Below are 21,070 nucleotides of genomic sequence, written 5' to 3'. Positions count from 1 at the left end.
CGACCGGCCCCGCGGGAGCACCCGGCGCCACCGGACCGGCGGGACCGGCGGGCGCGACGGGTGCGCAGGGACTGGTCGGTCCGGCGGGACCCGCCGGCGCCACGGGCCGGGCCGGGCAGACCGGCCAGACGGGCGCCACCGGACAGACGGGCGCCACCGGCCCGACCGGGGCGGCGGGACCGACCGGCCTGACGGGCGCGGCCGGACCCGCGGGACCGACGGGACCCACCGGCCCCGGCGGCTCCGCGGGACCGGCGGGACCGGCGGGACCCACGGGACCGGCGGGCCTCATCGGACCGGCGGGACCCACGGGACCGGCGGGACCCATCGGACCGGCGGGCCCCATCGGACCGGCGGGGGCGACCGGCGCGGCAGGCCCGGCCGGGCCGATCGGGCCCATAGGCCCGACAGGACAGACGGGACAGACGGGCGCCACCGGACAGACCGGACCGGTAGGACCCGCTGGAATCGCGGGCGCGGCCGGACCGGCGGGACCGATCGGGCCCGTGGGACCGGCGGGAGCGGCGGGACCCGCGGGCACCATCGGCCCGGTGGGCGCGGCGGGACCGGCGGGACCGACCGGCCAGACGGGGGCCACCGGCCCCGTGGGCCCGGTCGGGCCGGCGGGACCGGCCGGACCCACGGGACCGGCTGGAGCCGGCAACGCCCTCGCGAGCTCGCGTGACGGCTCCACCGAGTTCACCGCGTACGTCTCCACCGCGGGGGCGACCCTGGTCCGGGATCCTCGGACCACTCCCATCTGGCACAACGTCTCCGCGCTGGCCGGATACCCCACCGGCGCGAACGAGGTCTCACTCGAGGAGGACCTGACCAACCTCTTCGTCACGGTGGCGAACCCGGCGGGCACGATCGCACGGGCGACCTGCGTCGTGTATCCGGCTCCGGGAGTGCTGCTGAACCCGCCGTGGCCGGGCAACTGCGGCGCCTTCGTCAACCTGACCCCGCCCAACTGAGGCACGGCGGGACCTTCGAGAACAGGCACGTGCCGTGCCCGGAGATCACCCGGGCACGGCACGCCCCTCCGACCCGCGTCACACCGAAACCCACCGACCCCATCGAAACCCACCGACCCCACCGGACTCACCAGACCTACCGGACCTACTGGCCCCACCGCACCCACCGGACCTGCCGAGACCTCCGCTGCCCGGCGCTCGCGTACGGCGAAACTCGCCGGGGTCCCCACTCCCGCCGTCCACGGCACTCCCTCCCGCCCGTGGCACAGCGGAACCCGCCGAGACCTTCGCTCTCCGCCGCTCGCGGCCCCGGCCGTGCCGTGGCGGAACTCGGCGAGGCCCCCGCTCCCCGTCGGCCCGGCCTCGTCCGGGTGGTCACGACGTCACCGTTCCCACCTCCCCGGTCGCCGCCCGCCGCCCGGCCTCCCCGTGCGGCCCCGTCCTGACCGGCCGACCGGCCCGTCGGCCAACCGATCAGCCAGCCCGTAAATACGCGGCATACCAGATCAAAAAAGATAATTGTCGCCAACAAACAAAGGAGTGTTGATTATTTACATTTGTCGCAATTCTCCTTTACGGTGCCGAATCAGCCGGTGCCCGGACGGGACCGGAAACCCGATTCCCAAGGAGACTCCGTGCAGAACGCCCGGCCGCGCTCGCACCGCCGGTCAGCCGCGATCCTGTCCGCCGTTCTCGCCGTCCTGCTCCTCGCGCCCGCCCAGGCCGCGAGTTCCCGGTCGGCGGGCCCCCTGGCGGACGCCTTCGCTCGCGCCTCGGCCGCGTACGACGTGCCGCGCGACCTGCTCGTGGCGCTCGCGTACGCCGAGACGCATCTCGACGGGCACGACGGCGAGCCGAGCGCGAGCGGCGGGTACGGGGTCATGCACCTGGTCAGCAACCCCGCCACGCGCGTCCTGGAACGCGCCGCCCAGCTGACCGGCGCACCGGCGGCGACCCTGAAGCAGGACGACGCGGCCAACGTCCTCGGCGGCGCCGCGGTGCTGCGCTCGCACGCCGACGCGCTCGGCCTCGACGCCACCACCAGGAAGGACGCCGGGCGGTGGTACCCGGCCGTGGCCAAGTACGGCAACGCCTCCAGCTCCGAGACGGCCAGGCTGTACGCCGACACCGTCTACGACCTCCTCGGCAGGGGCGTCCGGGCCACCGCCCCTGGCGGCGAGGTCGTCACGGTCACGGCCGTGGAACTGCAGGCCGACCGCGGCGTCTACGAGGGCGTGCGGGAACTCGCCGCCAAGGCCCCGAGCCCCGACTACCCGGCCGCGAGCTGGGTGGCCGCCCACTCCGGCAACCGGACCACCGCGAGCAGGCCGGGAAGCAACAAGATCGACCGGATCGTCGTCCACGTCACCCAGGGGGCGTACGCGGGCACGCTCTCCTGGTTCCAAAACCCCGCCGCGAAGGTGTCCGCGCACTACGTCGTCCGCTCCTCCGACGGCGACGTCACCCAGATGGTGCGCGACAAGGACGTCGCCTGGCACGCGGGCAACTGGTCGTACAACACCAGGTCGATCGGGATCGAGCACGAGGGGTTCGTCAACAACGCCTCCTGGTTCACCGACGCGATGTACCGCGCCTCGGCGGCCCTCACCCGCGCCCTCTGCGACAAGTACGGCATCCCCAAGAACCGTTCGCACATCATCGGGCACAACCAGGTTCCCGGCGCCACGCACACCGACCCGGGCTCGCACTGGGACTGGGCCAAGTACATGCGGTACGTCACCGGGAGCACCGCCCCCTGGTCGGCGACCGTCGACAACTCCACCTCGGGCGCGTTCACCGCGAGCGCGAACTGGACCGCCTCCACCGCCGTGGCCGGGCGCCACGGCCCCAACCACCGCCAGGCGAGGCCGGTGACCGCGAGCGACGTCGCCTGGTACCGGTTCGCCGTCCCCGCCGCGGCCACCTACCAGGTCGAGGTCTGGTACCCGGCCGCCCCCGGCCACAACGGCTCCGCCCCGTACATCGTCGCCACCTCCGCGGGGAGCAGGACGGTGTACGTCGACCAGCGGGCCGGTGGCGGCGCCTGGCGAAGCATCGGGACGTTCGCCCTGAAGGCCGGGACGTACAACGCCGTCGGCGTGAGCCGATGGACCTCCGGCACGGGACCGATCGTCGCCGACGCCGTACGCCTCACCCGGCTCTGAGCCCCCCGGACACCCGGACCGGCCGGGCGGCCCGCCCCACCCCACCGGAGGCGGGCCGCCGGGCCCGGGGATCACCCCTTGACGGCTCCCACGAGCCCGTTGACGAAGTAGCGCTGCAGGAGGAGGAAGAGCGCGATGACCGGGATGACGATGATCAGAGACGCGGCCATCACCTCGTTGTAGTGCGGCACGTTGCCCGACAGCAGGGTCTCCAGGCCGAGCGGCAGGGTGTAGAGGGAGGGGTCGTTGAGGGACACCCGCGTGAGGACGTACTCGTTCCAGGTCGGCACCGCGGTCAGCACCGCGACCGTGATGAGGGTGGGCCGGGCGAGCGGCAGGTAGACCGACCAAAAGATCCGGAACTCCCGCGCCCCGTCCGCCCGGGCGGCCTCGCGCAGCTCCCGGGGGATCCCGCTGAAACCGTTGGTGAGCAGCAGCACCGTCAGCGGGGCGGTGCCGTTGACGAACGGCAGGACCAGCCCCAGGTGCGAGCCCAGGATGCCGAGGTTCTTCTCCAGGATCACCACCGGGAGCAGCACCGTGATGCCCGGCACGAACAGCAGCGAGACGAAGAACCAGAACAGCGCCTTCCTGCCGGGGAAGTCCAGCACCGCGAAGGCGTACGAGGCGAGGCTGTAGACCACCAGCACCCCGGCGACGGTCAGCCCGGTGACCTGGAGGCTGTTGAGGAAGTAGTCGAAGAAGTGCAGGCGGCTCCACGTGGTCAGCAGGGTGTCCAGGGTGGGGGCGTCCGGGATGAGGTTGCCGCTCCGGAGGATCTCCTCCCTGGTCTTGAAGGCGCCGGACAGCATCCACAGGAACGGATACAGGCTGATGAGCGCGTACGCCACCAGGGCCGTGCGGGCGACGGTCTTCACGATGCGTGACCCGATCATCGGATCCTCCTGAGCAGGCGCGCGTTGACCAGGGTGAGCAGCAGGGCCCCGGCGAAGAGCATCCAGCCCAGCGCGCTCGCCATCCCCAGGGTCTGGGCGAGTTCCTTCATGAACGAGAGCCGGTAGACCTGCAGGCCGAGCACGTCGGTGTGCCCGCCGGGCCCGCCGTTCGTCATGATCAGGAAGATCTGGAAGCCGTGCAGCGCGTCCCGCACGCCGAGCAGCACGATGGCCGCGGTGAGAGGTGTCAGCAGCGGCCAGACGATGCGCCGCAGCACCTGGCGCGGTGAGGCCCCGTCGATGTGGGCGGCCTCGATCACGTTGGGGTCGATGGCCTGCAGCCCGCTCAGGTAGAGCAGGGTGGCGACGGGAACGCTCGACCAGACCAGGACCACGATCAGCGTGGGGAGCGCGGTGTCCGGGTTGCCGAGGAAGCCCTGCGGCTGCGACAGGCTGCCCAGGCCGACCGACCCCAGGAGCACGTTGATCGCCCCGTCGGGCTCCAGCACGTAGCGCCAGGCGTAGTAGACCGCGATGCCGGTGGTGACGTAGGGCAGGAAGTACACCGAGCGGAGCAGCCCGCGCAGCCGCCTGACGGAGTTCAGCGCGACCGCGAGCGGCAGCGAGATGGCCACCGTGAGCGCCGGGACGGCCACCATGACCTGGAGGGTGTTCCAGGCCGCCCGGCGCAGCTCGGGGGCGAGCACCGGGTCGGCGTACAGCAGGTCCAGGTAGTTCTGGAAGCCGACCCATATCCACTCGGGGGTGAGCCCGTTCCACTTCGCGAGGCTCAGCGCCAGGCCGGTGCCGATGGTGTAGACCCCCATCAGCAGGAACAGCGCCACCGCGGGCAGCACGAAGGCCCACCCGGTCAGCCACCGCCCCCAGCGGCTCCGGCCACGACCGCGCCCGCGGCCGGGCGGCTCCGCGGGGAGCCGCCCGGCACGATCCTCGGTGGTGAGGGTGCTCACTTGGTGGACTTCCACATGGAGCCCATGATCTTGTCCAGCTCCGGCCCGGCCTGCTGCGGGGTGACCTCCTTGAGCGGCGTCATCCTGACCATCAGGTCCCCTGGCTTGACCTGGTCGTAGTCGGAGGGGAAGAAGGTGGTGTCACCGGCGTCGTAGGTGGCCTCCGGGGCACCGGTGAAGTACTTCTGCAGCGACGCGAGGTCGGGCCCGAGCAGCGCCTCGGCCTCCGTGCCCAGGTCGGTCGCCGGCAGGTCGAGCGAGGTCTTCGCGACGACGCCCGCGCCCTTGGGCGAGGTCACGAAGTCCAGCCACTTGACCGCCGCCTCCCGGTTCTTGCTGGTGGAGGTGACGCCGAGGGAGGTGAGCGCCAGGGGCGCCATCACGATCTCCTTGCTGAGCCCCTCGGCGGACGGCGGGATCGGGAAGGCGAGCACCTTGTCGGGGGTCATCCCGTTCTGCGCGAGGAACGCCAGGGTGAAGGTGCCGCCGACGTTGAAGGCGGACTTGCCCTGCGCGAAGGCGATGTCCGCCTCGTCGATGCCGAGCGACGTCGTGCCGGGCATCCAGTACGGGGTGAGCTGACTGTACAGCTCCAGCGTCTTGATCCCGTCGGGCGAGGCGAAGCCCTGCGCGGCGCCCTTGGCGAACAGCGCCTGGAACCTCTCCTTGCCCAGGTAGGAGTGGGCCAGCGGCTGGTAGGCCCAGTTGTAGCCGGTCTGGCTGACCTTCAGGCCCAGGGAGAGACCGCCCTGCTTGGGGTCCTTGTCCGTGGTCGTCTTGAGCGCGGCGAGGAAGTCCTCCCACGTCTTCGGCGGCGTGTCCGGGTCGAGCCCGGCGGCCTTCAGCTTCTCCTTGTTGGCGTAGACGATGCCGAACGCGCCGGCCGTGAACGGCACGCTGAACAGGGTGCCCGCCTTGACCTGCTTGTACGGCGAGTCGTTGGCCGCGAGGTCGATCCGCTGCTGGGTCATCAGCCCGGCGTCGCGGGTGGTCGGCAGCAGCCGCTGCTTCCAGGTGTCGGAGACGTCGGCGGCCAGGTCGACCAGCAGCCCGGAGGAGCCCATCTCGAGGTCCTCGCCGCCCGCGTGCATCTCCAGCACGTCCGGCAGGTCACCGGTCTGCGCGGAGCTCTGCACCTTGCTGACGAACACGTCGTCGGGGGTGACCGCCTCGATGGTGACGGAGATGCCCGTCTCGGTCTTGAACTGCTCGGCGGCCTTGGTCAGGGCGTCGGCGTGGGTTCGCTTGAACGTCCACATCTTCAGCGTCTGGCCGGACGCCTGCCCGCCGCCCTGGTCACCGCTCTGGCCACCGCCCTGCCCGCCGCCCGCGCAGGCGGCCGCGGTGAGTCCCACCGCGAGCGCCAGACCGGCGGCGAGGGCCCGCTTGCCTGCTCTCATGTCGCTTCCTTCCCCACTGCCGCGATGCGTGCGAAGCGTACGGTGCCCGCTGTGCCCGTTGCATCCGTTGTGTCCACTGCGTGCGCTGTGTCCGCTGCGGATGCCGCGTGCGCGCCGCGGTCGGCGCGCGACGGTCCGGTGCTCCCGCGCCTGGCGGGCTCCGGCACCCGGCGGGCGCGGTCAGGTGATCGGTATGGGCCGGTTGACATCGGCATCGTCACTTCCTCAGGGGGGTCGCGGAGGATGAGTCCGGGCTCTCGCCCGTGCCCCGGCGGGAATCCGGATCACGGGGCGACGTCCACGCAAATCGTTAAGATTGGTTCCGAAACTTACACGCAACACAGCGCGTGTCAAGGGTCACGCCGGAGTGAGGAGGGACGGCCGCACGCGCGGTGGAGTGCTCAGGCCGACCGGCGGCGGACCAGCCGGGCCGGGATGACCGTCTCGGCGGAGAGCTCCGCCGTCCCGCCCCGCAGCCGTTCCAGCAGGCGGCGGGCACATGCCTGGCCGATCTCCCTGGCCGGGTTGGCCATGGTGGTCAGCCCCGGCGAGACAAGGCTCGCCGCCTCGATGTCGTCGAACCCCATGACGGCCAGGTCCGCGGGAACGCGCAGCCCCCGCTCCTCGGCCGTGTCGAGCGCGCCGATGGCCATGATGTCGTTGGCGCACAGCACGGCGTCCGGGGGTTCGGGCAGGTCGAGCAGGCGGCCGGTGCCCGAGGACCCGCCCGCCCGGCTGAAGTGCGTGTGCGCCACGAGCCGGGGGTCGGCGTCCGCGCCGGCGGCCAGCAGCGCGGAGCGGTAACCCGCGACGCGCTCGGCCGCGGGCCCCTCCGCGTGCGGGCCGCAGACGAAGCCGATCCTGCGGTAGCCGCGTTCGAGCAGGTAGCGGGTGGCCTCGGCGGCCCCGCCCTCGTCGTCGCTGTGCACGACGTCGACACCGGCCTGGACCAGGCGGCCCCCGAGCCGTACGACGGGGATGCCCGCCCCGATGACGGGCAGCAGGTCCTCGGCGTGCGTGTGGAAGACCGCGAAGGCGAGGCCGTCCACCTGGCGGGCGATCATCTGGTCGATGGCGGCGCGCTCCAGCTCCCGGTCGCCGTCGGTGTTGCTGATGATCTCGTCGTAGCCCGCCGGCCCCAGCACGTCCTGGAGCCCGCGCGCCAGCGCCGGGTAGAAGGGGTTGGTGATGTCCGGGATGATCAGCCCGATCGTCTGGCTCCTGCTCGTGCGCAGCCCCCGGGCGAGGACGTTGGGCCGGTATCCCAGCTGGTCGATCGCGGCCTGCACGCGCCGCCGCGTCTCCTCGGCCACCGGGCGGCGCCCGTTCAGCGCGTGCGACACCGTGGTCGCGCTCACCCCCGCGAGCCGCGCCACCCTGGTGATGCTGGGACGGTCACCGCGAACCGGCCCGCGGACGCCCCCGGCCGGAGCGCGCCCCCCGGCCCCTCGTTCTCCGTGCGCCTCTCGCGGTTCCCGTACGGGCTCGCCCGCCGGAGGCCGCGCCGCCCCGGCGGACGGGAACCTCCGCGTGCCACCACCCGCGAGGTCCGGCGGGTCCTGGTCGGGCAGGTCAGAGCCCTCCGGGCCCCCGTCAAGCGGGTCACGGCCGAGCGGGCCGCGGCCGGGAGGGTCGTGGGAGAGGAGGTCGAGGGCCGCGTCCAGCTCGCGGCGCCCGAGGGCCGCGGCGTCCTCGAAGGCGGCACCGGCGGCGATCCTGAGCAGGGTGGACTCCCAGACCTCGCGCACGGCCGCCAGGATGAGCGCGGCCACGACCCCGGCCCCGAGCCCTCCCCCCGCGCCGGAGGCCCCCGCACCGGGGATCACCGTGCCGGGATCCCCCGCGCCGGACTCGATCGCCTCGCGCAGCGCGCGCTCCTGCCCCGCGAACATCTCCCGGGAGTACGACCGCAGCGCCGGGCTGTCCCGGTAGATCCGCGCGTGGACGGCGACCGCCCCGGCGTCGGCCACGTCAGCCACGTCGGCCACGTCGTCGGCGTCGTCCGGATCCGGTGCGGCACCGGCCGCCGAGGGCCTGGCCATGACGCGGCGGATCGCGTCGACGGGCCGCTCCCCCGCCAGGCGCTCCCGCACGGCCCGCTCGGGAGCGGGCCAGCCGAGCGGATCCGCCTCGAAGAAGATCTGCTCCTTGACCGGGAAGTGGTTGAAGACCGTCTTGGTCGAGACGTCGGCCACCGCCGCGATCTCGGCCACCGTCACGGTCTCGAAGCCGCGTTCGGCGAACAGGCGGCGTGCCGTGCCCGCGATGGCACGCCGCGTCTCCCCTTTCCTCCGCTCACGCCGCGTGGGGGGTCGCTCCTCGGAGGGTGCCGGGACCATGGGCAGATCTTACATCGACACACTCCTTACACCCACTATAAGTTTCTCAGGGCGGCTCGATACCGCCGTCGGGCCTGCGCACGCGGGCCGACCACCGCTCGTGGAGGTGTTCCAGCGGCGGATACTTCGCCGCCAGCGCCTCGTCCAGGTCGACGCCCCAGCCGGGCGCGTCGTTCGGGTAGAGGTATCCGTTGACGGGGCCGATCGTGCCGGGGAAGACCTCGTGGACGGCCTCGGGATAGAGGTGCCCCTCCTGGATCTGGAAGGCGGGGGTGGTCACGTCGAGCGCCACGTTGGCGGCGGCGCCCACCGGCGAGACGTCCGCGGGCGAGTGCCAGGCGGTGCCCACGCCGGTCAGCTCGCAGAGCGCGACCAGCTTGCGCGCGGGGGTGAGCCCGCCCACCGAAGAGACGTGCAGCCGCAGCAGGTCGACGCCGCCCTCGCGGACGATCCTGGCCGCGTCGGCGACGGAGCTGAGCTGCTCGCCCGCCGCGATGGGCATCGGGGCGGCCTCGCGCACCTCGGGCAGGCGGTCGTAGAACTCCGGCGCTATCGGATCCTCCAGGAAGAAGAGCCGGTACGGTTCGAGCGCCCGCGCGAGGGCGATCGCCTGCTTGGGGGTGAGCCGCGAGTGCACGTCGTGCATCAGGCCCGGCTCCTCCCCCAGTTCGGCGCGGGCCCGCTCGAACAGCTTCGGGGTGTCGCGCAGGTAGCGCTGCACGTCCCACCCGTCGGGGTACGGGGAGCCGGGGTAGCCGCCCGGAGAGCCGGGCGAGCCGTAGTGGCCGAGCCCCGGCGCGCCCGTCTGGAGCCGTACGTGACGGTATCCGGACGCCAGGATCGCCTGGGCCTCCTCGATCGTCTCCTCCACGGTCGCCGCGCCCGCGTGCAAATAGGTGTCGGCCGCGGCGCGCACCCGGCCGCCGAGGAGCTCGTACACGGGCATGCCCGCGCGCTTGCCCGCGATGTCCCAGAGCGCCTGGTCCACCCCCGACAGGGCGCTGTTCAGGACCGGGCCGCCCCTCCAGTAGGAGGAGAAGTGCACCATCCTGGTGATGTCCTCGATGTCTGCGGGGTGGCGGCCGATCAGGAGGGGGCCGACGTGGTGTTCCACCGCGGCGGCCACGGCGTGGAAGCGCTGGGTGAAGGTCGCGCAGCCCAGGCCGTACAGGCCGGGGTCGCTGGTGTCGACCCGGACCACCACGAGGGGCACGCCCTCGGGGGCGGTGACGATCGGCCGCACCCCCGTGACGCGGAGGGCGTCCCTGGCGGGCCAGGGGGCCTGGGTCTCGGGCAGGGGAAGGGATGTCATGCGGCCTCCGCGTTGTCCGGTGCGGGAAGAGGGGTCACGCGGTCTCCGCCGCGTCCGGCGCCGGGAAGGGGTGCCGGACGGTGAGGCCGAGCAGGCGGCGGGCCTCTCCCAGGTCGATCGGGACGGCCCTGCCCGGCAGCGGCGCCCGCCGCTCGACCCCGGGGTGGAAGCGGTCGAGCAGCTCCTCGGTGGGCTGCGGGGCCAGCGTGTCCTCGGCCGTCACGAAGATCGCGCGGTAGCCCTCGATCGGCCGGGTGAGCGCCTGCCAGGTGGCGAGGGCGGCGTCCCTGCCGTCGAGGTAGGTCCACAGCTCGGCGGCGCCGGAGCCGGGATCCTCCGCGTACTCCTGCGCGCGCTTGTCGAGCTTGTCCCCCGGCCCTCCGAGCAGGGGGAAGCGCAGCGCGACGACCGTCATGCCGTAGCGGCGCGCCATCATCGCGCCGGTCGCCTCGTCGGCCTGCTTCGACAGCCCGTACGGGTCCTCGACCTGCAGGGGCAGCGACTCGTCGATCGGCAGGTAGGCCGGGTGCAGGGGGCGCGAGGCCCAGGGGAGGCCGAGCACGGAGTAGCTGCTCGCGATGGCGGCCCGGCGCACCCCCGCCTGGCCCGCCTCCTCCAGGACCACGAAGGTCGCCCGGGTGTTGCCGCAGAAGACCTCCTCCGGCGTGCCGAGGACCGGGGCCGGGATCGCGGCGAAGTGCGCGACGGCGTCCACGCCGTCGAGCGCGTCGCGCACCGTCGCCGGGTCTCCCACGTCCCCGACGACCACCCGGCCCGCCACCGGCCCGCCCGGATCCCGGAGGTCGAGGGCGGTGGCGGCCACGCCCCGGTGCGCGAGCAGGTCGAGCATCAGCCGCCCCAGCCTGCCCGCGGCCCCGGTCACCAGGACCCGCCGGGGAACCTCACTCATGCGTCACCACCTGCGGCGGGAAGGTCTCATTCGTGTCGCAAATCGATTTGTACATATGCGATCAGCTTGCTCCCCCGCCATTCCCGTGTCAATAGCGTTACGTCCCGGGCGCGTCCGAGGCGCCCCCGGGGCGGCGTCGTCCACCTCCGATGTCCGTCCGTACGCGACTCGTCGAACACGGCACCCATCCGGTACGGCGACCGGGTCACCGGCCCGCCCGCCGTCAATCGCCATCACTGGCCATCACTCCCCGTCGCCCGCTGTCGCCCGCTGTCGCCCACCGTCGCACGACAGGCCGGAACGGCCCGCCGGATCGACCGGCGGGCCGCGCGAGCCGTGCACGGCGTACGGGTTGTGCATGCCGTACGGGCCGTGCACGGCGTGCGGGCCGTGCACGTCGTGCGGACCTGTGGGCCGTCCCGAGAGACTGGGGCTAACCCGCGGCGCGTTCCGCGAGGGGGCGGCGGCGCCGCGCGGGGTCGGTCAGCGAGGGCGGGCGCCAGGCGCCGTCGGGGTGGTACACGTTGGTCCCGGGCGGCACGATCTCGTCGATCCGGTCGAGGGTCGCGTCGTCGAGGGTGAGCGAGGCGCCCTTCAGCAGCCCCTCCAGCTGGTCCATGGTCCGCGGCCCGGTGATCACCGAGGTGACGGCGGGGTGCGCCGCGGCGAAGGCCACGGCGAGCTCGGGGAGCGAGCAGCCGATGTCCGTCGCGAGCTCGACGAGCTTCTCGACGACGTCGAGCTTGGCGGCGTTCTCGGGGATCGACGGGTCGAAACGCGCGGGCATGAGCGAGGCGCGGCCGGTGGAGAGGTCGACGGGCTGCCCCTTCCGGTACCTGCCGGTGAGGAACCCCGAGGCGAGCGGGCTCCAGGTCAGCACGCCCATCCCGTAACGCTGACAGACCGGGAGCACCCCGGCCTCGATCCCCCTGGCGAGCAGTGAGTAGGGCGGCTGCTCGGTCCTGAAGCGCTGGAGCCCGCGTCGCTCGGCGACGTTGTGCGCCTCGACGATCTCCTCGGCCGGGAAGGTCGAGCAGCCGAAGGCGCGAATCTTCCCCTGGCGTACGAGGTCGCTCAGCACGGAGAGCGTCTCCTCGATGTCGGTCGAGTGGTCGGGACGGTGGATCTGGTAGAGGTCGATCCAGTCGGTCCCCAGGCGCCGGAGGCTCTCCTCGACCTCCTTGAGGATCCAGCGCCGCGAGTTGCCGCTCCGGTTGGGGCCCTTCCCCATCCGGAAGTGCACCTTGGTGGCGAGCACGACGTCGTCACGGCGCCCCTTGAGCGCCTTTCCCACGATCTCCTCGGACTCGCCCGCGGAGTACATGTCCGCGGTGTCGACGAAGTTGACGCCCCGGTCGAGGGCGGCGTGGATGATGCGGACGCAGTCGTCGTGGTCGGGGTTGCCGACGGCACCGAACATCATGGCTCCGAGGCAGTGGACGCTCACCTCGATGCCGGTGCCGCCGAGGACGCGATAACGCATGGGTCGTGCTCCCTTGATGGTCGTTCCGGACGTGATGTCGCGACGCCCCGCATCGTAGGATCTAGAGTCGACTCTAGGTCAAGTCCGTATTCTGGACGCCATGGACACGGGCACGGGCACAACGGATCTGAGCATCGGGCAGGTCGCCGAGCGCACGGGGTTGAGCGTTCACGCGCTGCGCTTCTACGAGCGCGAGGGCATCCTGGCCAATCCCGTACGGCGCGACCCGGGCGGGCGCCGCGTCTACGGCGAGGACGACGTGGAGTGGCTCACCCTCTGCATCATCCTCCGCGCCTCCGGCATGCCCCTGCCCGCGATCCGCCAGTACACGGAGATGGTGCGCCGGGGAGACGGCAACGAGGAGGAGCGGCTCGCCCTCCTGCGCCTGCACCGGGAGCGGGTGACCGACCAGATCGGCCGGCTCACCCGCTGCCTGGACCTGATCAACCACAAGGTCGGGGTGTACGAGGACATCATCGACCGGGGAGCCGCCGGCCACGAGTGCGTCGCACCGCCGGCACCGGAGAACAGGCCGGCGCGCGAGGAGCGGCTCCGGGGGAACGGCCCCAACGGGACGGGTTCTCCGGAACAGGTCTAGAGGACTCCGGAGGACAAGGGCCCCACCGACTGCCGCACCCGCCCGCACCCGCTCACACCGAGCCCACCCCTCCATCCACCTCGTCCACCTCGTCTCGAACGTGCCACCGGACGACCGGCAACCGGGGTCGCACGGGACTCGGGCGCGCCCGGAGGGAGGCGCCATAAGGGCGGCCGATGAGAGCTTTAAACGTTAGGAAACTTTCCTAAAGATATTGACGGATCGCTGTCGAGGTCGGTTGGATGGGCGGTCATCAAGGCCCCTGCCGAGACCTCTCGCCACCCCCTTGGCCTGTCAGGCCAGCGAGGAGCTCCACATGCTCAGACGCATCCGTACGACGGCAGCCGCGATCCTGGGCGCCACGGCGCTCGCCGTCACCGCCCTCTCCGCACCCGCGGCCGGTGCCGCGCCGCCGCCGAACCTCCCGGCCGCGCGGGCGCAGGCCGCCCCGGCGACCTTCACCCACCCGGGAGTCCTGGTCAGCAGGCCCCAGCTCGACTTCATCCGGTCGAAGGTCAACTCCGGCGCCCAGCCGTGGAAGGGCGCCTTCGACCAGATGATGGGGCACTCCCTGGCGTCGCTGTCGCGAACCCCCAAGCCGCGCGCGATCGTGGAGTGCGGCTCCTACTCCAACCCCAACAACGGCTGCACCGACGAGCGCCAGGACGCGCTCGCCGCGTACACCATGGCGCTGGCCTGGTACATCACGCAGGACAGCAGGTACGCCCAGAAGGCCATCCAGATCATGGACGCCTGGTCCGCGGTGATCAGGGACCACACCAACAGCAACGCCCCGCTGCAGACCGGATGGGCCGGGTCCTCGTGGCCCAGGACCGCCGAGATCATCCGCTACACCTACACCGGCTGGTCCGCCGCCTCCGTCAGCCGTTTCTCCACCATGCTGCGCACCGTCTACCTGCCGAAGATCATCAACGGCTCCAACAGCAACGGCAACTGGGAGCTGAGCATGATGGAGGCCGCGCTCGGCATCTCCGTCTTCCTCGAGGACCGGGCGAGCTACGACAGGGCCGTGGCCAAGTTCCGCGGGCGGGTGCCGGCCTTCATCTACGTCTCGTCCGACGGCGCGCTCCCCAAGGCGCCCCCGGGCAGCGGCATCGACACCCGCGCCGAGATCATCAACTACTGGCAGGGCCAGTCCACCTTCATGGACGGCCTCACCCAGGAGACCTGCCGCGACTTCACCCACACCGGGTACGGGCTGTCGGCCATCTCGCACTTCGCCGAGACCACCCGGATCCAGGGGCAGGACCTCTACCCGGAGATCGGCGAGCGGCTGCGCCACGCGCTGGGCATGCAGGCGAAGTACCAGCTCGGCGCCGCCGTGCCGTCCTCGCTCTGCGGGGGCACCCTCCACCTCGGGCTGGGCCCGATCACCGAGGTCGGCTTCAACGCCCTGAACACCCGGATGGGCATCGCGATGACGAACACCCAGCGTCTCACCGAGCAGCAGCGCCCGGCCGGGACGAACGTCCTCTTCGTCGCCTGGGAGACCCTGACCCACGCCGCCAACCCCAGCTGACACCGATCCCCCGAGGGGCCGCTCCGGGCGAGGTCGACCGGAGCAGCCCCTCCCGCGCGAGCGCTCACGTCAGACGTACACCCCCGGCCCGGCCCGGTTCTTCGTACGCCGTGCGAGGAATCCGTTCGGTCCGGTTGTTCGTACGCCGCACGCGGAATCGTCCGGTCAGTTCGTGCGCCGCACGCGGAACCGTCCGGCCCGGTCAGTTCGTACGACGCACGCGGATGCCGTGGGCGTCGGCCCGCTGGACACCGCCCGCGTCCACGTTGGAAATCCGGATCAGGCCCTCGACCGTGCCCTTCTTGCCGTTGCCGGTGAGTTTGACGACGAGCATTCCCGGGTCGCTCCCGTGGGAGGAGTGCGGGTCCCCCGAGAGCGGGTTCGGCCCCCGGGTCGAGGCGAAGGCCCACTTGTGGTCCGGGGAGACGGCGAAGAGGTCGACCGTCGGGTCCGCGCTGAACGGCGAGACGAGGTCGACGGTGCCGACGTGGGCGCCGCTCGCCCCGTCGAAGACCTCTGCGACGTTGCCGTCACGGTCACCGGCCCACACGTGACGCTCCCCGGCGGACACGAGGACGCCGTGGGCGTCGCGCTCGGGCGAGTCGTCGTTGAAGAGCGCCTGGACCGCCGGGGTGTTGGGCGGGTTGGCGGGCGAGTAGCCGCTCATCGGCAGCCTGAAGACGCTGAACTGGTCGAGGTTGGCCGGCGTGCCCCCGCCTCCGTTGCCGAAGACGGTGCCCTTCGCCTCGATGTACCCGCACCCGTTCGCCGGGATCCTGCTCGTGTCGTACTCCCCCACGATCGACATCGGCGTCGTGTGCCAGTCGACCACGAGCATCCCGCCGCCCCGCAGGCTGACGAAGACCGGGCCGTTGTCCGAGGCGATGAACGGGCAGATCGGCGCGTTGTCCGGCCGGAGCGCGGGCGACTGGCACGGCAGGCCGTTCGGAGTGGTGCAACCGGCCAGGTCGATCGTCGCGGCGGGCTGCTGGACGAAGGTGTTCGAGGCGTAGTCGGTGCTGATGCGCTCCAGCTTCTTGCCGTTCTGGTTGGAGATGATCAGATACCTGTCGTCCTCGGTGGGCCAGAGGGCGTGCGCCTGCCGCACCCCTCCCGCTCCGGTCTCGGTGACGAGGCAGGTGAGCGGCTGCCGGGTGCGGGCGTCGAAGACGACCACGTGGCCGCTGGCGACGAAGGCGATCGCGGCGTGGGTGTCGGCCTTGTTGAAAACGATCATGTGCGGGCGTACGGGCACGCTGCCGGTCCTCGCCAGACAGAGGGACGAGGTCGCGCCGCCCAGGTCCATGACGTGGACGGGCTGCGCCGACGACGGCTGTTTGGTGACGTCACGTCCGGAGTACACGTTGACGGTGCCTCCGTGGGCGAGCCCGTTGGTGTTGGACTGGTCGACCAGCCACACCTCGTACGACTTCTCGGCCACCGCCTGGAACGGCGTTCCCGCGCCCAGAACGAACAGCACCAGCACCGCGACGATCGCGGCCCGCCACTTCCCCATACGCCCTCCAGAACCACTCCGGCCGGAGCATCTCCCCGCGTCCCCGTGGAGCCACCCGATTTTCTACCTTTAGCCCCACATTCCCATAAGTCCAAGAATTGTATGATTTTTAAAGAAAGCGGGTCAAGAGTCCAAACTCCGCAGGATGGCGAGTTTTCGAGAAGCGGCTAAACCTCTATAAGAGGAAGAAGAAAATATAAAACCATTTCGATATACGAAGCTGTGAACGGCCCCGGCGATGGTAACCACCGCCACCGCCCGTACGACATGGCGCGACGGAGAGCGGTCGGTGGCTCGGTGGCTCGGCGCCTCGAGACGCGGCGCGGCACGTCGGAGATCATGGACTCTCCCGTGCTCGAACGTCCCCAACGCCCCGAACGCCCTGAAAGCCCTGAGCGCTCCCGGGCGCCGTGGTCGCTATATTGGCGCCCATGAACGCGCTGGTCCGACGCCCGCTGGGCCAGACGGCCCTGTCCGTGACACCGCTCGGCCTGGGGCTGGCGGCCCTCGGCCGCCCCGCCTACATCACGCTCGGCCGCGCCGACGACCTCGGCGCCGACCGGGACGTCGCCGCGATGCGGTCGCGCACCTGGGCCGTGCTCGACGCGGCGTGGGCGGCGGGCGTGCGCTACCTCGACACGGCGCGCTCGTACGGGCGGGCGGAGGAGTTCCTCGCCGGGTGGCTGCGCGAGCGCGGGATCGCCCCGGGGGCCGTCACGGTCGGCTCGAAATGGGGATACGCATACGTCGGTGACTGGCGGCTGGACGCCGAACAGCACGAGGTGAAGGAGCTCACCGCCGACCGGTTCCGCACCCAGCTGGAACAGACCCGCGCGCTGCTCGGCGAGCACCTCTCGCTCTACCAGATCCACTCGGCAACGGCCGAGAGCGGCGTGCTCGACGACGAGGACGTGCTCGACGGGCTGCGCGCGCTGCGGGCCGAGGGCGTCGCGATCGGGCTGTCGACGAGCGGGCCGCGCCAGGCGGACACCATCGGGCGGGCGGTCGAGACCGGGCTGTTCGACACGGTGCAGTCGACGTGGAACCTGCTGGAACGCTCGGCCGGTGAGGCGCTCGGGCGGGCGTACGAGGCGGGGATGGGTGTGATCGTCAAGGAGGGGGTGGCGAACGGCCGGTTGACCGTCCGGGCCGCCCCCGCCGCGCTCGCGTCCGCCGCGCGCGAGCGGGACACCACGCCGGACGCGCTCGCCCTCGCGGCCGTACTGGCCAGGCCGTGGGCGGGAGTGGTGCTGAGCGGCGCGGTCTCGGCCGGGCAGCTGCGCGACAACCTCGCCGCGGCCGGGACGGGGTGGGACGCGGAGCTGGAGCGACGGCTTGCCGGGCTGGCGGAGGAACCGGAGGACTACTGGGCGAGGCGCGGCACACTGCCCTGGAGCTGATCGTCCCCGGACCTGGACCCGGACCCGGTCTCGGACGCGGTATCGCGCCGGGCTCGCGACACTTCCAGATCCGGGATCCAGCCGTGCCCGGGATCTTCCCTCCCCGAAGGGCGCGTGGCTCAGGGAGGTGCGCGCAGCGGGGTACGGCCGAGGTTGCCGATCAGCTCGGGAAGGGAGTCGAAGACGTGGTCGGCCCCGGCCTCGCGAAGCTCCTCGGGCGAGAAGCCTCCGGTGCGGATCCCGATGCCGGGTATGCCCGCCCTGCGGGCGGCGAGGAAGTCCCAGGTGGAGTCTCCCACCGCGACACCCGACGCGCCCTCGACCTTGGCGAGTGCCACCTGGAGCAGGTCGGGCTCGGGCTTGGTCGCCTCGACGTCCTCCGACGTGGTCCACGCGCGGCAGCGCGACCGGCCGTCGACGAGGTCGATGAAGTGCTCGACGTGCTGGGGCTTGCCCGACGACGCCAGCACGACGGTGAACCCGCGCCCGCCGAGCTCGTCCAGGAGTTCCGTGGCCCCCTCGAAGGGCCGTATGTCGTCGAGGAACACGTCGAACTCCTCCACCCACGCGTCGCGCAGCGCGTCGCCGTGCCGCCGCTCGACGTCCTCACCGGCGAGGGCGGCCACCAGCTGGTCCCCGCCCATGCCGATGTGCCGGTGGATGCGCCACACCGGCAGCCACACGTCGTAGCGCCCGAACGCCCTGAACCAGGCGAGCGCGTGCTGGTAGTTGGTGTCGACCAGGGTGCCGTCGATGTCGACGATGGCGGTGTCGGCCATGAGGGGGATGTGCCCCCGCCCGTACGGCGCCATTCGGACCGGTGTTCCCGGGATTGGGAAAGAACCCTCCTGGCGCGCTGTGCGAAAACCCCGTCGCGTTCGAGAAGAGGCTCGCGGTCGGCGTCGGCGTTGACACCGTGACCGTCCGCCCCGTTGGTTCACTCAACTAACCACCGAAAGTAGGAAATATCCTGAAAGAACGTGATAGCAGCACTTATGTCCGTCATCGATTTCCCGGCACTTCCAGCGGACCTTCCGTGATCCATGTGACGAGCCGGAACGACGCGCGTCCCGCGCACGAAACGATCTGATCAGGTCACATCCTCGATACGCCGGGATCCCGCTTCTTGACGGCCCGCTCGTCACGCAAGAAAAATGACTATCCGGGGAACGGTGAACACGATCTTTTCATAGTCGATGTTGCGCGAACGCAGTCAGGCGGCCGAGCCCATGCCCTTTTTCGTGGTGATTCTCATTCTGCTGGCCGTCATCGTCGTCGTCGTATGGCGAAGACTCGCGGTTCAGCGAACAAAAGACCTGGCCTCACGGACCGAGCTCAGCGAGATCGCCCGCCAGGAGTTGCTGCCCACCGTCAAAGTCGTGGCCCTGGGCGCTTCCGGCGCGGGTAAGACCGCTTTGCTGGCGAGCATGTTCCACCGGTTGCAGGCGCCCGCGTACACCGACTATTACCTGAAGGTCCCGCACGACCAGATGACCGTGCTCAACAGCGCCTACCGGCGGGTCAGCGACCCGGCGGGAAGCTGGCCCGACAGCACGAAGACCGGGGAGACGCGCGAGTTCACCTTCACGTGCATGACCCATGTGAACGGCGAGCATCACGAGGTGGCGCAGATCAACTACCTCGAGTACGCCGGTGAGCTCCTGACCGAGGAGCAGGAGGGGGGAGCCTCCGCGCAGAGGGCCCTGGTCGAGTATGTCGACTCGGCCGCCGCGGTGCTGATCCTCCTGGACGGCTTCCGCATCAAGCAACTCCTGGAGAATTCCTCCGACGGGGCTCTCCATCTGGAGAGCGCCCTGACCGCCTACGTCAATCTGATAATCGCGAAGACGTATCCGGTCCATTTCGTCATCACCAAATGGGATCTGCTCAGCGAATCGGAGGAGCACGACGACCGGCGACTGCGCGTCGTCCGCGACCTGCTCCTTTCCTATCCGGCCTTCGCGGCGCTGGTGCGGGCGAAGAGCGGGCAGCGGGTCGTGCGGCTGATTCCGGTCAGCGCCGTCGGCCGGGGATTCGCGAGGGTCGACGAGAACGGCCACGTGGTCAAGAATCTCGATTCCAGGGTCCGGCCCGCCTACGTCGAGCTGCCGCTTTCCGTGGTGATACCCGATGTCTTCTACCAGCTGTCCCATTCGCTGGAGCGGACCGCGAAGGAGAAAATGTTCGCGGAGGTCGAGGACCGGATCAAGCTCGATTCGCGCGATTTCCTCGCGCACATGGGCCGGCGGTTGAGCCAGCCGACGGCGCGGGCACTGCGAACGGCCTTCTCCGTCGTTCCCGGCGTCACCGGCGGCGACCAGCTTCTGGACCTGTGGGTGCAGTGGTCCAGCCGCCCGCTGGACGAGCGCCGCGACAACCTGCTGGACCAGTTGAGCGCGGCCAACAAGGAGGCCGCGCTGATCTACGGTTCCCGGCAGCGGGTCCTGGACGAGTTCCAGAGGCAGGTCAGCATGTTGGAGACGAAGTTCCCGGCCTCCAGACTGTGAAGGAGAACGCGGCGGTGAGCGGCGGCGAAGACGACCGGACCTCCGGCTGGCTCTTCCTGTACGCCCGTGGAAGGAAACGCGGTTACCGGATCCTGCTGGCCCCGGACTTCCTCGTCGAGCGGGAGGAGCACGGCTGGCTGGGCGAGCAGGTCGGGCGGACGACGAACCCCCCTGCCGGATTCGGCGAGCTCACGACGCCGGGCGGCGTGCCGCTCCTGGCGCTCGTACGCCACGAGAACCCGGCACCGGCGGATCTCGGCTTGCCGGACGACCCATCGGGCCGGGGGAAGACCCTCGACGAGTTCGGCCGCGCGCTGAGCTTCTCGTACGGGCTGATCTGCCGCCCTGACCGCGTACCGGCGGTGACGGAAGCCGACCTGCGGCACGCCCGCGCCCTGGTGCTGGAGGTCTACCGGGATTTCCTGGACGGCGAGGACGCTTTCCGCACCCGCCCGTCCACCGCTCTCGGCCTCCGCACGACCACCCCCGAAACCGCGCCCCGCACCGCCCCCGCCCCCCTGTCCGAGACCGGAACTGGAACCGAAAGCGGGAGCGGAAGCGGAAGCGGGACCAGGAGCGAGACCGAGGCCGGGACCAGGCCCAACGGATCCGCGACCGGGACCGAGGCCGGAACCGGAGCCGGGGCCCGCAGAGCCGAGGCCGGGACCGGGACCGAGGCCGGGACCGGGGCCGAGGCCGGGACCGGGGCTCGCGGATCCACGACCGGGACCGAAGCCGGGGCTCACGGATCCGCGGCCGGAGTGCCCGGCGCGCCTCGTCCCTCACGCCGTGGTCTGATCGCCGCGATCGCCGTGATCGTTCTCACGATCGCCGCCGGGACCCTGCTGTGGTCACTCGGGCGACCGGCCGAGCCGCGGGTGCCCACCGCCTGCGCGGAGGCACGGGTGACGGCGACTCCCGACACCCCGTGCCCCACCCCGAGCATCACCGACCCACCCCGGCGCTAGACGAGTAAGTCCTAAAGCGAAGAGTAGGTGCGGCCAGGTGTAGCGGCTGATGAGCCCGCCCGTGAGGCGCGTCGGTGGTGGGGCGGGCGTT

The 21,070-nt window shown here is 71.4% G+C and carries 17 protein-coding genes; 7 read left to right on the top strand and 10 right to left on the bottom strand.

The genetic code is table 11. The features are described from left to right. The first annotated feature begins 506 nt into the window (after positions 1-506). On the top strand, positions 507-974 hold the full coding sequence (locus ABT053_RS42765; RefSeq protein ID WP_350977813.1) for a hypothetical protein: 468 nt from the start codon (positions 507-509) through the stop codon (positions 972-974). 635 nt (positions 975-1,609) lie between these two features. Then, positions 1,610-3,139, top strand: coding sequence for a golvesin C-terminal-like domain-containing protein (locus tag ABT053_RS42760; RefSeq protein ID WP_350977811.1), 1,530 nt, complete (start codon positions 1,610-1,612; stop codon positions 3,137-3,139). A gap of 71 nt (positions 3,140-3,210) precedes the next feature. On the opposite strand, the gene ABT053_RS42755 is transcribed toward ABT053_RS42760, so the two are convergent. The 8 genes from ABT053_RS42755 to ABT053_RS42720 all read right to left on the bottom strand — a co-directional run bounded on the left by ABT053_RS42755 (position 3,211) and on the right by ABT053_RS42720 (position 12,450). Beyond that, positions 3,211-4,035, bottom strand: coding sequence for a carbohydrate ABC transporter permease (locus ABT053_RS42755; protein ID WP_350977810.1), 825 nt, complete (start codon positions 4,033-4,035; stop codon positions 3,211-3,213). After that, on the bottom strand, positions 4,032-5,006 hold the full coding sequence (locus ABT053_RS42750) for a carbohydrate ABC transporter permease (protein WP_350977808.1): 975 nt from the start codon (positions 5,004-5,006) through the stop codon (positions 4,032-4,034). The genes ABT053_RS42755 and ABT053_RS42750 overlap by 4 nt, the downstream gene beginning before the upstream one ends. Continuing rightward, positions 5,003-6,406, bottom strand: a complete 1,404-nt coding sequence (locus ABT053_RS42745) for an extracellular solute-binding protein (RefSeq protein WP_350977807.1) — start codon at positions 6,404-6,406, stop codon at positions 5,003-5,005. Before ABT053_RS42745 ends, ABT053_RS42750 begins: the two co-directional genes overlap by 4 nt. Before the next feature lie 401 nt (positions 6,407-6,807). Beyond that, positions 6,808-8,745, bottom strand: coding sequence for a substrate-binding domain-containing protein (locus ABT053_RS42740; protein ID WP_350977804.1), 1,938 nt, complete (start codon positions 8,743-8,745; stop codon positions 6,808-6,810). 46 nt (positions 8,746-8,791) lie between these two features. Beyond that, positions 8,792-10,057: an enolase C-terminal domain-like protein gene (locus tag ABT053_RS42735; RefSeq protein ID WP_350977802.1), complete on the bottom strand. Its 1,266-nt coding sequence runs from the start codon at positions 10,055-10,057 to the stop codon at positions 8,792-8,794. Positions 10,058-10,091: 34 nt separating this feature from the next. Next, entirely contained in the window at positions 10,092-10,967 is an 876-nt protein-coding gene (locus tag ABT053_RS42730) for an NAD-dependent epimerase/dehydratase family protein (RefSeq protein WP_350977801.1), read from the bottom strand. 243 nt (positions 10,968-11,210) lie between these two features. Next, the gene (locus ABT053_RS42725) at positions 11,211-11,363 is read right to left on the bottom strand and encodes a hypothetical protein (protein ID WP_350977800.1); all 153 of its coding nucleotides are present in this window, start codon (positions 11,361-11,363) and stop codon (positions 11,211-11,213) included. A gap of 37 nt (positions 11,364-11,400) precedes the next feature. After that, on the bottom strand, positions 11,401-12,450 hold the full coding sequence (locus ABT053_RS42720; RefSeq protein ID WP_350977798.1) for an aldo/keto reductase: 1,050 nt from the start codon (positions 12,448-12,450) through the stop codon (positions 11,401-11,403). Between the two features lie 100 nt (positions 12,451-12,550). On the opposite strand from ABT053_RS42720, the gene ABT053_RS42715 reads away from it, so the two are divergent. Continuing rightward, complete coding sequence (locus ABT053_RS42715; protein ID WP_350977797.1) at positions 12,551-13,048, top strand: MerR family transcriptional regulator; 498 nt, start codon at positions 12,551-12,553, stop codon at positions 13,046-13,048. A gap of 316 nt (positions 13,049-13,364) precedes the next feature. Next, positions 13,365-14,588, top strand: coding sequence for an alginate lyase family protein (locus ABT053_RS42710; protein WP_350977795.1), 1,224 nt, complete (start codon positions 13,365-13,367; stop codon positions 14,586-14,588). A 202-nt stretch (positions 14,589-14,790) separates the two neighbouring features. Here ABT053_RS42710 and ABT053_RS42705 read toward each other — a convergent pair whose 3' ends face one another. Further along, positions 14,791-16,104 carry a YncE family protein gene (locus ABT053_RS42705; RefSeq protein ID WP_350977794.1) on the bottom strand — a complete coding sequence of 438 codons (1,314 nt, stop codon included), beginning with the start codon at positions 16,102-16,104 and terminating at the stop codon, positions 14,791-14,793. A 431-nt stretch (positions 16,105-16,535) separates the two neighbouring features. Here ABT053_RS42705 and ABT053_RS42700 point away from each other — a divergent pair, with 431 nt between their 5' ends. Further along, positions 16,536-17,504: an aldo/keto reductase gene (locus ABT053_RS42700; RefSeq protein WP_350977792.1), complete on the top strand. Its 969-nt coding sequence runs from the start codon at positions 16,536-16,538 to the stop codon at positions 17,502-17,504. 119 nt (positions 17,505-17,623) lie between these two features. On the opposite strand, the gene ABT053_RS42695 is transcribed toward ABT053_RS42700, so the two are convergent. Continuing rightward, on the bottom strand, positions 17,624-18,283 hold the full coding sequence (locus tag ABT053_RS42695) for an HAD family hydrolase (RefSeq protein ID WP_350977791.1): 660 nt from the start codon (positions 18,281-18,283) through the stop codon (positions 17,624-17,626). 462 nt (positions 18,284-18,745) lie between these two features. On the opposite strand from ABT053_RS42695, the gene ABT053_RS42690 reads away from it, so the two are divergent. Then, positions 18,746-20,011 carry a GTPase domain-containing protein gene (locus ABT053_RS42690; RefSeq protein WP_350977790.1) on the top strand — a complete coding sequence of 422 codons (1,266 nt, stop codon included), beginning with the start codon at positions 18,746-18,748 and terminating at the stop codon, positions 20,009-20,011. Positions 20,012-20,025: 14 nt separating this feature from the next. Further along, positions 20,026-20,979: a hypothetical protein gene (locus ABT053_RS42685; protein WP_350977789.1), complete on the top strand. Its 954-nt coding sequence runs from the start codon at positions 20,026-20,028 to the stop codon at positions 20,977-20,979. Positions 20,980-21,070 lie beyond the last annotated feature (91 nt).

This window comes from Streptosporangium sp. NPDC002524, assembly GCF_040295985.1.
Classification (GTDB): domain Bacteria; phylum Actinomycetota; class Actinomycetes; order Streptosporangiales; family Streptosporangiaceae; genus Streptosporangium.
This window is presented reverse-complemented; position numbering and strand designations above follow the sequence as displayed.

Bases quoted from the DNA above. Each gene is read 5' to 3' on its own strand.
- ABT053_RS42745 (WP_350977807.1), bottom strand. From the start codon at position 6,406: ATGAGAGCAGGCAAGCGGGCCCTCGCCGCCGGTCTGGCGCTCGCGGTG.
- ABT053_RS42755 (WP_350977810.1), bottom strand. From the start codon at position 4,035: ATGATCGGGTCACGCATCGTGAAGACCGTCGCCCGCACGGCCCTGGTG.
- ABT053_RS42720 (WP_350977798.1), bottom strand. From the start codon at position 12,450: ATGCGTTATCGCGTCCTCGGCGGCACCGGCATCGAGGTGAGCGTCCAC.
- ABT053_RS42715 (WP_350977797.1), top strand. From the start codon at position 12,551: ATGGACACGGGCACGGGCACAACGGATCTGAGCATCGGGCAGGTCGCC.
- ABT053_RS42710 (WP_350977795.1), top strand. From the start codon at position 13,365: ATGCTCAGACGCATCCGTACGACGGCAGCCGCGATCCTGGGCGCCACG.
- ABT053_RS42740 (WP_350977804.1), bottom strand. From the start codon at position 8,745: ATGGTCCCGGCACCCTCCGAGGAGCGACCCCCCACGCGGCGTGAGCGG.
- ABT053_RS42730 (WP_350977801.1), bottom strand. From the start codon at position 10,967: ATGAGTGAGGTTCCCCGGCGGGTCCTGGTGACCGGGGCCGCGGGCAGG.
- ABT053_RS42695 (WP_350977791.1), bottom strand. From the start codon at position 18,283: ATGGCCGACACCGCCATCGTCGACATCGACGGCACCCTGGTCGACACC.
- ABT053_RS42700 (WP_350977792.1), top strand. From the start codon at position 16,536: ATGAACGCGCTGGTCCGACGCCCGCTGGGCCAGACGGCCCTGTCCGTG.
- ABT053_RS42705 (WP_350977794.1), bottom strand. From the start codon at position 16,104: ATGGGGAAGTGGCGGGCCGCGATCGTCGCGGTGCTGGTGCTGTTCGTT.
- ABT053_RS42735 (WP_350977802.1), bottom strand. From the start codon at position 10,057: ATGACATCCCTTCCCCTGCCCGAGACCCAGGCCCCCTGGCCCGCCAGG.